This is a genomic window from Mycobacterium sp., assembly GCF_049647605.1.
In the GTDB taxonomy this organism is placed as follows: domain Bacteria; phylum Actinomycetota; class Actinomycetes; order Mycobacteriales; family Mycobacteriaceae; genus Mycobacterium.
On sequence record NZ_JBARXZ010000109.1, the window covers coordinates 1 to 13,925 of the forward strand.

13 protein-coding genes are annotated in these 13,925 nt (G+C 65.9%); 11 read left to right on the plus strand and 2 right to left on the minus strand.

All coding sequences use genetic code 11. The features are described 5' to 3' along the window. From WBB07_RS13980 to WBB07_RS14005, 6 genes are all read left to right on the plus strand, one after another. On the plus strand, positions 1 to 893 hold an 893-nt coding region (locus WBB07_RS13980), incomplete at its 5' end, for a CaiB/BaiF CoA transferase family protein (protein ID WP_526308616.1). A 32-nt stretch (positions 894 to 925) separates the two neighbouring features. Further along, a complete protein-coding gene (locus WBB07_RS13985; RefSeq protein WP_526308618.1) occupies positions 926 to 2,263 on the plus strand; it encodes an MFS transporter in 1,338 nt (445 codons plus the stop codon). Continuing rightward, positions 2,263 to 2,727 carry a MaoC family dehydratase gene (locus WBB07_RS13990; protein ID WP_526308620.1) on the plus strand — a complete coding sequence of 155 codons (465 nt, stop codon included), beginning with the start codon at positions 2,263 to 2,265 and terminating at the stop codon, positions 2,725 to 2,727. The genes WBB07_RS13985 and WBB07_RS13990 overlap by 1 nt, the downstream gene beginning before the upstream one ends. A gap of 15 nt (positions 2,728 to 2,742) precedes the next feature. Then, on the plus strand, positions 2,743 to 4,137 hold the full coding sequence (locus WBB07_RS13995) for an aldehyde dehydrogenase (NADP(+)) (RefSeq protein ID WP_526308622.1): 1,395 nt from the start codon (positions 2,743 to 2,745) through the stop codon (positions 4,135 to 4,137). Beyond that, positions 4,134 to 5,249 (plus strand): hypothetical protein, encoded by a 1,116-nt coding sequence (locus WBB07_RS14000; protein WP_526308624.1) that lies wholly within the window; start codon positions 4,134 to 4,136, stop codon positions 5,247 to 5,249. The genes WBB07_RS13995 and WBB07_RS14000 overlap by 4 nt, the downstream gene beginning before the upstream one ends. Then, complete coding sequence (locus tag WBB07_RS14005) at positions 5,246 to 6,421, plus strand: fumarylacetoacetate hydrolase family protein (RefSeq protein WP_526308626.1); 1,176 nt, start codon at positions 5,246 to 5,248, stop codon at positions 6,419 to 6,421. The genes WBB07_RS14000 and WBB07_RS14005 overlap by 4 nt, the downstream gene beginning before the upstream one ends. Positions 6,422 to 6,440: 19 nt before the next feature. Here the strand turns inward: WBB07_RS14005 and WBB07_RS14010 are convergent, their stop codons facing one another. Beyond that, positions 6,441 to 6,968: a lipoprotein LpqH gene (locus WBB07_RS14010; RefSeq protein WP_526308628.1), complete on the minus strand. Its 528-nt coding sequence runs from the start codon at positions 6,966 to 6,968 to the stop codon at positions 6,441 to 6,443. A 245-nt stretch (positions 6,969 to 7,213) separates the two neighbouring features. On the opposite strand from WBB07_RS14010, the gene WBB07_RS14015 reads away from it, so the two are divergent. After that, entirely contained in the window at positions 7,214 to 8,677 is a 1,464-nt protein-coding gene (locus tag WBB07_RS14015; protein WP_526308630.1) for an amino acid permease, read from the plus strand. A gap of 22 nt (positions 8,678 to 8,699) precedes the next feature. Here the strand turns inward: WBB07_RS14015 and WBB07_RS14020 are convergent, their stop codons facing one another. Next, complete coding sequence (locus tag WBB07_RS14020) at positions 8,700 to 9,413, minus strand: FadR/GntR family transcriptional regulator (RefSeq protein WP_526308632.1); 714 nt, start codon at positions 9,411 to 9,413, stop codon at positions 8,700 to 8,702. A gap of 68 nt (positions 9,414 to 9,481) precedes the next feature. Here WBB07_RS14020 and WBB07_RS14025 point away from each other — a divergent pair, with 68 nt between their 5' ends. From WBB07_RS14025 to WBB07_RS14040, 4 genes are all read left to right on the plus strand, one after another. Beyond that, positions 9,482 to 10,264: a gamma-glutamyl-gamma-aminobutyrate hydrolase family protein gene (locus tag WBB07_RS14025; protein ID WP_526308634.1), complete on the plus strand. Its 783-nt coding sequence runs from the start codon at positions 9,482 to 9,484 to the stop codon at positions 10,262 to 10,264. After that, positions 10,248 to 11,018: an SDR family NAD(P)-dependent oxidoreductase gene (locus WBB07_RS14030; protein ID WP_526308636.1), complete on the plus strand. Its 771-nt coding sequence runs from the start codon at positions 10,248 to 10,250 to the stop codon at positions 11,016 to 11,018. Before WBB07_RS14025 ends, WBB07_RS14030 begins: the two co-directional genes overlap by 17 nt. Then, entirely contained in the window at positions 11,015 to 12,370 is a 1,356-nt protein-coding gene (locus WBB07_RS14035; protein WP_526308638.1) for a glutamine synthetase family protein, read from the plus strand. Before WBB07_RS14030 ends, WBB07_RS14035 begins: the two co-directional genes overlap by 4 nt. An 83-nt stretch (positions 12,371 to 12,453) precedes the next feature. Continuing rightward, positions 12,454 to 13,923, plus strand: a complete 1,470-nt coding sequence (locus WBB07_RS14040) for an aldehyde dehydrogenase family protein (RefSeq protein WP_526308715.1) — start codon at positions 12,454 to 12,456, stop codon at positions 13,921 to 13,923. Positions 13,924 to 13,925: the final 2 nt, after the last annotated feature.

Sequence of the window (13,925 nt, forward strand, 5' to 3'; positions counted from 1 at the left end):
ACGAGACCGTGCGAGAGATCAAACCCGATCTGGTGTATGTCTCGATGTCCGGTTATGGCGCCAGCGGGCCCTACATGAACCGCCCCGGCCAAGACGTGCTGGTGCAGGCGATGAGCGGTGGGCTGGCCAGTGCACAGCGGCAGGGTGAACCGCCCCGCGCGGCGCCGTTCTTCATGGCGGACGCGTTCACCGCCTACTCGGCCTTCGAGGGGACCCTGGCCGCACTGTTCCATCGCGAGCGAACCGGCGTGGGGCAATTGGTCGAGGTCAACATGCTGGACTCGATCATCGCGGCACAGATGCAAGAGTTGAGCGTTGCCACTGTCGGCAAGGTGAAGCAGACCCCCGCCACCGAGATCCACGCGCACTCCTACATCCGGGCGCCGTACGGCATCTTCCCGACATCCGACGGTTATGTTGCGCTGTCCTTCGCCGAAATGGACGTTTTGGCAAAGGTTTTCGACGACCCCAGGTTCCTGGAGTTCGACGCGGAGCGGGACGGTTTCACCCACCGGGACGCGATCGCCTCGCTGGTCACCGAAAACCTGGCCAAGGGCACCGCCGCGCACTGGATCGACACTCTGGGTGCGGACGGCGTCTGGGTCGGTCCGGTCCATGACTACACCACCCTGCTCGACGACCCGCAGGTCCGTCACAATGGTTCCTTCGTCGAGTACGACCATCCCACCGAGGGGCGGGTGAAGACTCCCGGGTTTGCGTTCAAGCTGAGCGAGTCGTCACAAGAGGTGGTGCGACCCGCACCGTTGAACGGTCAGCACACCGCTGAGATCTTGAGCGAACTGGGATTGGCCGCGAGCGAGATCGAATCTTTGGAAAACGACGGCGCCGTCCACCGCGACGCCCTGCTCACCGAGCACCTGAACCACAACTGACGTCACCCAGAACAACTCACACGGGAGTGGACATGCCAACGGAGACACCGGAAAAGAAGGCGCGCCGAGCTTCGGCGGCGGCCGCGGTAGGCAGCCTCGTCGAATGGTACGACTTCGCGCTGTACGGTGCGGCCGCAGCGCTGGTGTTCAACACCTACTTCTTCGTCAGCGACAATCCCACCACGGGTCTGCTGGCCTCCTTCGCCACCTTCGCCGTCGGCTACTTCGCCCGACCGGTGGGCGGCGTGATCTTCGGCCATCTGGGAGACAAGATCGGCCGCAAGCCGGTGATGATCGCCTGCCTGGTGCTGATGGGTGTCTCCACCGCGCTGATCGGCTTGCTCCCGAGCTACGCCACCATCGGCGTCGCCGCACCGATTTTGCTGGTGCTGTTGCGGATTCTGCAGGGACTCGGGGCGGGGGCAGAGTATGCGGGCGCAATCATCTTGTCGTCGGAGTCCTCGCCGAGCGGACGCCGGGGCTTCTACGCTTCCTGGTCGGGCGCCGGGGTGTGGATCGGTTCGGCGCTGGGGCTGGGATCTTTCCAGCTCTCGCTCTGGCTGACCGGTGACAACTTCCACACCTGGGGCTGGCGCATCCCGTTCCTGTTGAGCCTGGTGATGCTGGCCATCAGCATGTACATCCGGCGGCGGGTCCAGGAGACCGAGAGCTTCGAGAAGGCCAAGAAGGACGACAAGAGCATTCCGTTGGTTCAGCTGTTCAAAACCGAAAAGGGCCGGCTGGCAGTCGCCCTGGGATCGAACTTCATGCTGTCCGGCTTCTCCTACATCCCCCAGGTGTGGGCGCTGAGTTACCTCACCAACAACCTGGGCCTGGCGTCGCTGCTCGCCCTTGGCATCAACGCCATGGTGCTGGTGATGGGTGCCGCCTTCATGCCGTTCTTCGGAAGGCTGGGCGACCGCGTCGGGCGGCGCAAGTTGTTCCTGTTCGGCGCCTCGTTCGGGCTCCTCTGGGCGATTCCGATGTTCATGCTCATCGACACCGGCATTCCGGTGCTGATGGTGCTGGCGCTGGTGGTCTGCTTTGTCGGCGCGGTTGCCACGTGCTACGCGGCGCAGGCGGCGTTCCTGACCGAATTGTTCGCGCCTGAGTTGCGCTACTCCGGGGTGGCGTTCGCCCGCGAGGTCAGCGGCGCGCTCCTCGGCGGCACCGCTCCGCTGATCGCCACGGCGTTGTACGCCGCGACCGATCACTGGTGGCCGGTCGCCATGTGGATGATGATCATGGCCTCCGTCGCGCTGGTCTCGGTGTATCTGTCCAAGCACTTCCGCCGGGACGAAGATCAAGAGAGCGTCGAGCACTTCGATCACGTCCACCGCACCGCGTCCACCTCGGCGACGGCGCTGTGATGCCGGACGACCACGCAGTTCGGCCGGAACTGTTCGACCGGTACTTCGAGGAGTACACCGTCGGTGAGACCGAACAGGCAGGCTCCATCGTCATCACCAAAGCCACCATCGGCGACTTCGCCCAGATGTCGGGCGACCGGCACCCGGCACACACCGACGAAGAGTTCGCCGCACCTCGGTTCGGCGGGGTCATCGCCCACGGGGTTCTGACATTTGCCGTCGTGGTCGGACTCACGGTCGAGTACAACCGCAAGGCCGTCGCCTACGGCTATGACCGCATTCGGTTCCCCGCCCCGGTCCTCGACGGTGATGTGGTCACCGCAGTCGCCGAAGTGATCGAGGTGAGCGAGCACGCCCGAAATCCACGAATCGGATTGGTACGCAAGCGATACACCGGAACCAACCAGCACGGCAAAACGGTCCTGGCTTGTGAGCACATCCTCGCCGTCGACCGACGATCCTGAAATAGGAGTTCTTTCGTGACATCGAATCTCACCAAGACCGTCGAAGCCGCACTCGCGGGTGCCGACAGCGCGCGGGCGGCGACCCGAAAGGCGTCAGCGGCGGAGCGGGCAGCCTGGCTGCGGGCCGTGGCTGACGGCCTGCAGGCCAACGCGGACACCCTTGTCGAGATCGCCCGGCGCGAAACCCGCCTGGATGAGACCCGACTTCGGGGGGAGCTGCGCCGCACCGTGTTCCAGGCTCAGCTGTTCGCGCAGCGCCTCGAGGAGGGCAAGCTGTTCGACGTCAGGTCCGATGCTGCTGATCCAGACTGGCCGATGGGGCCCCGCCCCGATATCCGCCGCAGCCACGTGCCAATCGGTCCGGTGCTGGTGTTCTCGGCAAGCAACTTCCCGTTGGCGTTCTCGGTGGCGGGCGGTGACAGCGTCAGCGCGCTGGCGGCCGGCTGCCCGGTGGTGGTGAAGGCGCACAGCGGTCACCTGGAACTCTCGGAGAAGACCGCTGAGATCGTCATCGCCGAACTGGCGCGCGCCGGTGCACCCGCCGGTGTCTTCGGTCTCATCTCAGGGCAGAGTGAAGGTGCTGCCGCAGTGCAGGATCGGCGAATCCGTGCAGTCGGGTTCACCGGTTCGGTCTCGGGTGGCCGGGCGTTGTTCGACCTCGCGGTGAGCCGGCCGGATCCGATTCCGTTCTACGGCGAGCTCGGTAGCACCAACCCCGTACTGGTGACATATGCGGGATGGGAAGCACGCGCCGACGACATCGTCTCCGGGTTCACCACTTCCTTCACCGCGAGCTCCGGCCAGTTCTGCACCCAACCCGGCGTTGTCCTGGTCCCGGACCTCGCCGCATTCCTCGATCGGCTCGAGATTCCCGCTGTCGGTCCGATGCTCAACGACCGCATCGATACCGGTTTTGCCGAATCGTTGCGCGAACTCGGAGCCAAGGCGGCCGTCGAAATCGCGCTGCAGGGGCCGGCCGCCGAGGGTGCCCCGCGCGCCACCATCCTCACCGCGACCGCCGAGGCGGCCATTGCGGACCCGTCGCTGGTCAACACGGAAATGTTCGGTCCGGCAACGATGGTGGTGCACTACCGGGATGCCGGCGAAGCGCTTGCTGTGCTGTCGAGCATCCCGGGATCGCTCACCGCCACGATCCAGGGCGGCGACGACGTGGACACCCAGGCGGCGGACGCGCTCGACGTGCTCAGTGACCGGGCCGGGCGCGTCATCTGGAATCAGTGGCCCACCGGTGTCACCGTCAGCGATGCTCAGCAACACGGCGGGCCGTGGCCGTCGACCACCGCATCCACCACAACATCGGTCGGCACCGCCGCCGCGCAGCGATTCGTCCGGCCGGTCGCCTATCAGAACATGCCGACTGCAGGGCTGCCCGAGGAACTGCGGGCGTGAGCCGTTGGACCGGCCTGACCTGGGATCATCCGCGCGGCTACGAAGCGCTGCGTGCCGCTGTGCTGGCCACAGCCGCGCCGGACTGCGATCTGACCTGGGACATCCAGCCTCTGGAAGGTTTCGAAGCAGCACCCATCGGTGTCACCGCCCAGCGCTATGACCTCATCGTGCTGGACCACCCCCATGTGGGAGAAGCGCTGGCACAGAATGCGTTACGGCCGGTCGACGATCTCTTCGGTCCCGATGAGATCGCGTCCTGGGACCTGGATTCGGCGGGGCCTTCAATGCGTTCCTACCGGATGGACGGTCGCTTGTGGGCGCTACCACTGGACGCGGCCACTCAAGTGGCCGTCGTCGCCGACACCTCGGTGGCGATACCGCAAACCTGGTCGGCCGCTGTGGAGTTGGCACACCACGTGGAGTCCAGGGTGCCGACGTCCGGGCCGCATCCGTTCCTGACGCTGTGTTCCATTGCGATCGCCGACGGGGCTCAGCCAGGGCAGGGGCCGACGTTCCTGTCGGCGGCCGCGGTCGGGGCCGCGGTGGAAACGCTGCGACACTTCATCCCGGCCGATTGCCCCCGAGATGTGGTGGACAATCCGATCACGCTGCTGGATGCGATGGCGGCGGGGACCGGTCCGGTGTACTGCCCGCACGTCTATGGCTACGTCAACTATGCGCGCAGCGCCCCGGCGTTGACGTTCGGTGACGCCCCGCTCGGGAGCTCAGGGCGTCGGGGAGCGGTGCTCGGTGGTACCGGTATCGCCTTCAGCGCGTTGCGCGAGGAGCCCGATAGCGCGTTGCTCGATCATGTGCGCTGGCTGATGAACCCGGATGTGCAACGCGGTTTTCTCGTCGATCATGCCGGCCAACCCGGTTCGGCGACCGCGTGGCGCGACGCTGCCGTGGACAATGCCTCGAACGGTTTCTTCAGTGGCACACGGGTAACGCTGGACGAGTCGTGGATCAGGCCGCGGGGTAACGGGGCCATCGCTTTTCAGCAGCACGCCGCAGACGAAGTGCGCCGTTGCCTGTTCGACCACCAAGACACCGACCGGTTGGCCCGCGAGCTCGACCGGTTGCACGCCGACTATCTTTCGGGGATCCGATGACAATCGCCTGGCCGCCAACGGCTGCTGACCTGCTTCCCGTCGACCAGGACTGTGCCACGCTCGTCGGTCGGGTGTGGACGCCCGACGGTCCGTGCGTCGCCACCGTCCGGGATCGCAGGGTTCTCGATATCACCGCCGACGTCCCGACGGTACGGGACCTGATGGAGCTCGACGATCCGGTTCGGTTCGTGAAAGGCTGCGCCGGAGTGGATCTCGGCGCGGTCGAGGACATCGCGGCAAGTACCCCGGTTGGGCATCGGCGGCCGGGTGCGCCGCGGCTGTGCAGCCCCATCGATCTGCAGGCGGTCAAGGCCGCCGGGGTCACCTTTGCGGTGTCGATGATCGAGCGCGTCATCGAGGAGCGGTGCGGTGGAAACGCCGCCGACGCAGCCAGGTACCGGCAAGAACTCGCCGCAGAGATCGGCGGCGATCTGTCCGGTCTGGTTCCGGGCTCCGAGGACACCGACCGTCTCAAGGAGATTCTCACCGCCCGTGGAGCCTGGAGCCAGTATCTGGAGGTGGGTCTCGGGCCGGACGCCGAGATCTTCACCAAGACTTCGCCGATGGCCTCGGTGGGCGCGGGTTCGGACGTCGGACTGCACCCCAAGTCGACCTGGAACAACCCCGAACCCGAGGTGGTCCTGGTGATCTCGTCGGCCGCCAGGATCGTCGGGGCCTGCCTGGGCAACGATGTCAATCTTCGTGATTTCGAGGGCAGGTCGGCGCTACTCCTCTCGAAGGCGAAGGACAACAACGCTTCTGCCGCGCTGGGTCCGTTCATCCGGTTGTTCGACGACACTTTCGATCTGGATCACGTTCGGCGGATGGAGGTCTCACTCCGGGTCGAGGGAACCGACGGATTCTCACTCGACGGTGTTTCGTCGATGAACGAGATCAGCCGGGACCCGACCGATCTGGTGGCGCAGATGATCGGGGACCACCACCAATACCCCGATGGCGCTGTGCTGTATCTCGGCACGATGTTCGCGCCGGTTGCCGATCGGGACGAACCGGGTAAGGGATTCACCCACCATCGCGGTGATCTGGTCTCCATCACCACTCCGCTGCTGGGCAGCCTCGTCAACAGGGTTCGAACCAGCGACGAGTGTGAGCGGTGGGAGTTCGGCACCGCGGCGCTGTTCCGGAGTCTGCGCGCCCGAGGAGCGCTCTAGCGGCCTCCGGCGCGGTGACCTACGGGCAGGTCACCGCCAGCTCGAAGGATTTGGTCATCGGTTGCATCGGGTTGGCCATGTCGACTCCGGTGGCGTTGCCGCTGATCTTGTAGGTGTTGCCGTCCTTTTCCGCGGAGGCTTCACCGCCGGGCACGCCTTCGGTGTAGCCGAGGGCAACGCCGTTGACATTGCCCAGGCCGACCTGCTTGACGACGGGTGGGTCCGCCTCGGTCACCTGCGCGCCGATGCCCTGCGTGGCGTTGCCGATCGCGATCTGGATGTTGCCGGCCATGTTCGTGCACACGGCTTGGCCTTCGATGTTCTGCTCTTGGCCGTCGATGGTGACGGTCGCGGCGCCGGGGGGCGGGTTGCCCTTGGCGGCTTCGGTCGCCGAGGTGATGGCGCTCGTTGCCGAGCTCGCCCCACTCTCGATGGTTTCGGTGGCGGAGCTGATGGATTCCTCGGCCGACTTGTCGCCCGAACATCCGGTCAGTCCCCCGACTATGATCGCGACGCCGCCGATGGCGACGAACAAGGCACTCTTCACGAGATCTCCTTCGTTAGGGGCCCGTCGACTCTGACGGTCCTCTCAGCAGTATGAGAGCAATCCGGCAAAGTGCGGGGGTTTGCGCAGAACGCTGGAGGGTTTCCCGATGTGGGCCGGCAATACACAAAAATCTTTCAATCCCGTGCTCGTTGGGCCAACCGGCCCTATAGTGCTAATGGTCCTGCCATAGAACCACCGATTATCAGCACTATCGCGGCCTTGACCTGCGACGAATGGAGTCAACGATGCCAGAACCGGCCGGCGATACAGCCGCCCAATCGGGGAGTCAGCTGAAAACGGGCGCCATGGGTGTCCGGTCCATCGTATTCATGGTGGTGGCCACGGCCGCCCCGTTGACGGCGATGGCCAGCGCGTTCCCGTTGGCCGTGGCCTATGGGAACGGTATCGGCGCACCAGGTACCTACGTGGTGGTGGCCGTGGTGCTGGCACTCTTTGCCGTCGGTTATGCCGCCATGAGCCGGCACCTGACCAATGCGGGTGCCTTTTTTGCCTATGTGTCGGTGGGGTTGGGTCGCCGCCTGGGTATGGCGGCCGGTCTGGTGGCCATGTTGGCCTACAACGTGCTGGTGCTCTACGTCGTGGGGCTCATCGGCTTCTTCGCCAACGGCGTCTTCCTGTCGGAGCTCGGGGTCGACATCCCCTGGCAGGTGTTCTCGTTTGTGGTGCTCGCCGCGGCACTGGTCGTCGGCATCATCGGTGTTGAAGTCAACGCCCGGTTGCTCGGCATTCTCTTGATCCTCGAGACAGGCATGCTCATCCTGATCTCGATCGCAACATTTTTTGTCAAAGGGCCGGGGGCCTACCCCATCAGCTCACTGAGCCCCACCCAGATCTTCAGCGGTGCAGTCGGTATCGGGTTCATGTTCGTGTTCCTGTCCTTCATCGGGTTCGAGGCCACGGCCATCTTCGGTGAAGAGGCCAAGGATCCGCGCCGGACCGTCCCGCGTGCCACCAAGGTGGCCATCGCGTTCATCGGGATCACCTATCTGGTGTCGTCGTGGTCGTTGGTGGCAGCCTCCGGTGGGGTGGACGCCCAGGAGGCAGCGCTTGCCGACCCGGGCAACCTGGTGTTCAACGCCTCCGCCGGAGTGCTGGGCGGCTGGTCGGTGCATGTGCTGAGCTGGCTGGTGCTGACCAGCATCATTGCGGTTCTGTTTGCGCTGCACGGCATGGCCACCCGCTACCTGATGGCCTTCGGCCGGGAAGGTGTGCTGCCGCGGAAGCTCGGCCAGACCCACCCACGCTTCAAGACGCCGCACATCGCCGCGTGTGTACAGGCGGGTGCGGTCGCCCTGGCGGTGATCGGCTACTCGCTGGCCGGCGCCGACCCGTACCTGGACCTGGGCAACCAGACAGCGGGTCTGGGCGCGTTGGGCGTGATCGCGCTGATGGGAGTCACCTCGCTGTCGGTGATCGGCTTCTTCTTGCGCCGCCCGGATCGGAACTGGTGGACCCACATCGTCGCACCCGGGCTCTCGGCCTGCGGTCTGTTCACCGGTTGCTACCTCATCATCGTCAACTACCCGTTGCTGACCGGCAGCGAGTCGGCGATCGTCAACGCGATGCCGTGGTTGTTGGTGATCGTTGCGGTCATCGGCTTTGTCATCGGATCGCTACGGCCCCTGAGTACCGACCTGGACATCTTCGGCACCGGCAAGGTGGCTCCGGAGACGACCCCGACAAGCTGACCCCCGCGGTCTGAACATCCGGTCAGTCAAAGCTGTTCGGCTCCATCGAGCCGTGAATGAGCAGATTGACCTCTACTCGGGTCTGCTCGAGGTGGCTGTCCATCGCCGCCCGAGCGGCCTCGGGGTCGCGGTCACGCACCGCGGTGAAGATCTCCAGATGGCCGGCCCGGCTGGTTTCGATGAGCTCGGTGTACACCAGGGCGTCCAGCGGGGCGAACATCTCACCGCGGGCGTTGGTGATCGCCGACTCGAGCCGGCGGTTGCGGGTGGCCCGGGCCAGGGTGTTGTGGAATCGGGCATCGGCGTTGCGAAACGACACCCGCGACGCCGAGGTGGTCATCTCGTCGATGGCGGTCTCCAGCGCGACCAGGTCGGCGTCGGTGCGCCGTTCCGCGGCCAGCCGGGCCGCCTGGTTTTCCAGGCCGATGCGCAGATCGAGAATCTCGGTGATCTCTCCGGATCCGCTGCGCATGTTGCTGAGCCAGTCGCGGTAGGGACGGTCCAGGCCGGTGATGAACGTGCCACCCGTTGCGCCGCGGCGGACTTCCACATACCCGCCTGCCTGCAGCAGCCGGAGCGCCTCCCGGATGCTGACCCGGCCGACTCCCAACTGTTTGGCCAGGTCACGCTCCGAAGGTAGGCGGTCGCCGGGGCCGAGATCGCCCGCATGGATCTGCGTGCGCAGTCGCCTGGCGATGTCGCCGCTGACGGTAGGCGTCGTGGGGTCGAGGTCCATAGGTATCAAGTTAGAACGTTAGGGAGCGAAGATTGACGGAACTGTGCAATGGTTCTATCGTGAGTCCAATGAACCACTATGACCCGGATCACCTCGCGAGCGGCCCGCTCATCGGTGTCACTGGCCGCAGGCAACCGGCGGGACCGTCCGTCGTGCCGGTGGTTCAGGATGCCCTCGTCGAGATGTACTTCGTCGACTACGCCGCCGGCATCGCCCGCGCCGGTGGGCTTCCGGTGCACCTGAGCATGGCCGGGGACCCGGAAGCCACGGTCGCCCGACTGGACGCTGTGGTGCTCTCCGGCGGAGCCGACGTCGACCCCCGCCGCTACGGCGCCACCCCTGGCCCCTTCGCCACCGGATTCGAACCAGTTCGCGACGACTACGAGCTTGCGGTGCTCAACGCGGCCTGGGTCCGCGGTATCCCCGTCCTGGGAATTTGCCGCGGCGCACAGCTGATCAACGTCGGCCGTGGTGGCACCCTGGTGCCACACCTACCCGCGGACTCCGGTGAGGCGCACAGCTTCCTCGGTTATCCGAGACAGCGGCGAGTGCACCCCGTCGACTTGGCAGCCGGTTCGGTGCCGCACCGCCTCTACGGTGACCGGGTGTTTGTCAACAGCCTCCACCACCAGGCGGTCGACCAGGTCGGTGACGACCTGGTGGTCACCGGCCGTGCTCCCGACGGTGTCGTCGAGTCCATCGAAGCGGTTGACGCCCCCATCGTCGGAGTCCAGTGGCACCCCGAGATGCTCGACGGGACCGATCCGCTGTTCGCTTGGCTCGTTGAAGCCGCAGCCTCGAAAAATCGTCAGATCGACAGAAAGCAGGAAAAAGATGTCGTCATCGCATGAGAACCGGGTCGCCTTCATCACCGGGGCCGGGTCCGGAATAGGCAAGGCGATCGCCGAGCGCCTGGCCGGGCACGGCACCAAGGTGGCGATCGTGGACGTCGATCTCGGTCGCGCCAAAGAAGCAGCCGGTGCCATCGAGGAAGCCGGAGGCACCGCGCTGGCGCTGGAGGCCGACGTTCGTGACCGTGCGGCCGTTTCGGCCGCGCTGGACGCCACCGTCCGCGAATGGCAGCGGTTCGACTACCTGGTCAACAACGCCGGTCTGGTCACCATGTCGTCGTTGGAGGATCTCACCGACGAAGAGTGGGACCTGGTGGTCGACGTCAACCTCAAGGGCGTCTACATCACCACCCAGCTGGCCGCCCCGTACTTCCGGAAGGCCGGACAGGGCGCCGTGGTGAACCTCTCCACTGTCGAGGCCGAAGTTGTGGTGTCCTCACAGGGATTTGCGCAGGTGCACTACAACGCATCCAAGGGCGGGGTCAAGATGCTGACCAAGGCGCTGGCCGTCGAGCTGTCCCGCTACAACGTCCGCGTGAACTGCATCGCGCCGGGGCCGGTGCCCACCAACTTCCTGCCCGACGTCGACCTCAACGATCCGGCGGTGATGGAGTTCATGCAGTCCAGACTGCTGGTCAAGCGGCTCGGCAGACCCGAGGACATGGCGGCAGCGGTGTCCTTCCTGCTGTCCGATGACGCGGCCTACATCAGCGGAGTGCAGCTGCCTGTCGACGGCGGGTGGCTGACCCGATGACTTCGACACTTGCAGTCGGCGACCTGAGGGCCGCCGGTATCGATACCGTTGTCGTCGCCGGAATCGACATGTACGGACGGCTTTTCGGCAAGCGGATGCCGGTGCGGGCATTCGAGCGCATCCTGGACTCCGGGTTGCACGTCTGCAGCTGCGTGTACGCCTGGGATGTGGACCAGGACATGGACACCCTCAAGGTGGACTATGCGGGCGGACATACCGGTTGGCACGACTTCCGGCTGGTGCCCGACCTGAACACCCTGCGGGTGGCGACCTGGCTCGAGGGCAGCGCCATCTGTCTGGCCGACTCCATCGACGAGAAGACCGGTGAACCGCTGCCGGTGGCGCCACGCACCATCCTGCGTCGTCAGGTTGACGCCCTGGCCGGTGACGGCCTGACCGCTTACACCGCAACCGAACTCGAGTTCCACCTGTATCACGGGACGCCAGAGGAGCTGCGGCGCCGCGGCTACCGCGACCTGGAGCCCACCACTCTGGCGCGCTCGGACTATGCGATCGACGCCGGCAACGCCATGGAGCCGTTCTTCCGGCAGCTGCGCAACAAGCTGGAGGACAGCGGGATTCCGGTCGAAGTGGCGCAGGCCGAATACGGTCTGGGGCAGTGGGAGATCAACCTCGAGTACAGCACCGCACTCGAGACCGCGGACCGGCACGTGCTGTTCAAGAGCGCTGTCATCAGCCTGGCGCGCAACAACGGGATGACGGCCACCTTCATGCCGCGGCCTCTGACCGAGGGGATGGGCTCGTCCTGCCACATCCACGCTTCGGTGCGCGGGACCGACGGCAGCACACCGTTCTACGACGGCGCCGCCGACCGGACCATCGGTGCGTCCCTGGGGCATTCGGTGGCCGGTCTGCTGGATCGGGTTGCCGACCTGATGACGTTCTATGCCCCCACCATCAACTCGATGCGGCGCATCATCAGCAATGACTTCGCCGGCAACGGATTGACCTGGGGTCTGGACAACCGCACCACCACCTGCCGGATCATCACCGGTGGCCCAGGTGACAATCGCCTCGAAATGCGGTTGCCCGGTGCCGATGTCAACCCGTATCTGGCCACCGCCGCGGTGCTGGCCAGCATGCGTGACGGGATGACCCGCCAACTGGATCCGGGTGCGCCGTGTGAGGGCGACGGCTACGCCAACCGGCACACCGGACTTCCGGTCACCCTCGGAGATGCGGCGGACCGGCTCGAGCGCAGCCTGTTTGCCACCGGAGCATTCGGTGAGGATGTGGTCGGCCACTATTCCACGGTTGCCCGCCATGAGTGGATGCAGTTCCTGCACGCGGTCAGCGACTGGGACCGCAACCGGTACTTCGAAACTATCTGACGCCGACCGGATGACGCTGGGCGCTGCGCGGGATACCGCGCAGCACCCGGCGCCCGGTCACACGAAAGGTGAGAGTCTTGACGATGTCCACGGTGGAACTCGCTCCGCCGGAAGAGCTGATCGACGGTGTGTGGTCGATTCCCGGAGGCGATCTCGGAGTCGATCTCACCGATCCCAATACGGGCATCGCGGTGCAGCGGCAGCGCCAGAGCACGGAGTCCGCGGTCGATCGCGCCGTGGTGGCCGCGGCTGCGCTGCACGAACTTGGTGACTGGCGGCGCACACCGGTCTCGGAACGGGCCGCGGTGCTGCGCCGGGCCGCCGATCTGGTTGCCGAGAAATCCGCGCAGATCGCACGTTTGGACGCGATCAACTCCGGAGTCGTCGAATCGGTGACATCGCTGTTCGCCCAGGGTCTTTCGGATGCCCTGCAGTCTGCGGCCGAGCATCTCGGTGCCGACGACGGCGGGCGGCCGGTCGGTGAACCCGGGCAACGGGTGGCGCTGCGCTACCTGCCGTGGGGTCCCGCGGCGGTGATCGCACCGTGGAACGCCCCGAGTTTTGTGCTGGCGAAGAAGACGGCGTATGCATTGGCGGCCGGTGCACCGGTGATCGCCAAGCCGTCGAACTGGGCGCCGTCGAGTGCGGTCCTGGTGGCAGCGGCACTGCACGAAGCGCTTTCCGAAGCTGGTCTGCCGCCATCGGTCTTCCAACTGGTTCACGGTGGTGCCGATGTGGGACGCCAACTGGCCGGCGACCCTCGGGTACGCGCGTTGTCGTTCACCGGAGGCCGGGTGGGCGGGGTCGACGTGGCCCGAACCGCTGCCGCGGATTGCAAGGCATTGCAATTGGAACTGGGCAGCAACAACCCCGCGATCGTGCGCGCCGATGCCGACATCGATGCGACCGCTGACGCGCTGGTTGCCGGATTCACCAAGCTCAACGGGCAGTGGTGTGAGAGCCCGGGCAGCGTCGCAGTGGTGGGCGAGCGCCACGGTGCGCTGCTGGACGCACTGCTGGATCGACTGCGGGCGCTGCGCGTCGGGCACTGCCTCGATGCCGATTCCGTGGTGGGGCCGCAGGCGCACGTTTCGCAGTACCAGCACGTCGGTGACGCGGTGGACCGGCTGACGGCCGGCGGCGGCACCGCCTATGAGGTCACCCGGCTGCCCGATCTTCCCGGCTGGTTCCGCGCCCCGGTAGTGGTGGACGGTGCACCAGAGCAGCTGACCCGGGACGAGCTCTTCGGCCCGGTGCTGACACTGCATCGAGTCGCCGACGACAACGAGGCTCTGGCACTGGCGAACTCGCGCAACACCGGCCTGGCCGGCTACGTGTTCAGTGCCGATATCGATACTGCGATGACACTCGGCGCCGAGATGGATTGCGGTGAAGTGAAAGTCAACGGCACAAGCGTGTTGGACCTGGTGTCGGGATCGACGCAGGGATTCTGGGGTGCCAGTGGTGTCGGCGCCCACGGCGACGCCGAACTACTGCAGTTCTTCCGCGGCGCCCGCATCGTCGGTGTCGAGCGGCCGGGCCTGCCGATATGACA

Bases quoted from the DNA above. Each gene is read 5' to 3' on its own strand.
- WBB07_RS13985 (WP_526308618.1), top strand. From the start codon at position 926: ATGCCAACGGAGACACCGGAAAAGAAGGCGCGCCGAGCTTCGGCGGCG.
- WBB07_RS13990 (WP_526308620.1), top strand. From the start codon at position 2,263: ATGCCGGACGACCACGCAGTTCGGCCGGAACTGTTCGACCGGTACTTC.
- WBB07_RS14005 (WP_526308626.1), top strand. From the start codon at position 5,246: ATGACAATCGCCTGGCCGCCAACGGCTGCTGACCTGCTTCCCGTCGAC.
- WBB07_RS14015 (WP_526308630.1), top strand. From the start codon at position 7,214: ATGCCAGAACCGGCCGGCGATACAGCCGCCCAATCGGGGAGTCAGCTG.
- WBB07_RS14020 (WP_526308632.1), bottom strand. From the start codon at position 9,413: ATGGACCTCGACCCCACGACGCCTACCGTCAGCGGCGACATCGCCAGG.
- WBB07_RS14025 (WP_526308634.1), top strand. From the start codon at position 9,482: ATGAACCACTATGACCCGGATCACCTCGCGAGCGGCCCGCTCATCGGT.
- WBB07_RS14030 (WP_526308636.1), top strand. From the start codon at position 10,248: ATGTCGTCATCGCATGAGAACCGGGTCGCCTTCATCACCGGGGCCGGG.
- WBB07_RS14035 (WP_526308638.1), top strand. From the start codon at position 11,015: ATGACTTCGACACTTGCAGTCGGCGACCTGAGGGCCGCCGGTATCGAT.
- WBB07_RS14040 (WP_526308715.1), top strand. From the start codon at position 12,454: ATGTCCACGGTGGAACTCGCTCCGCCGGAAGAGCTGATCGACGGTGTG.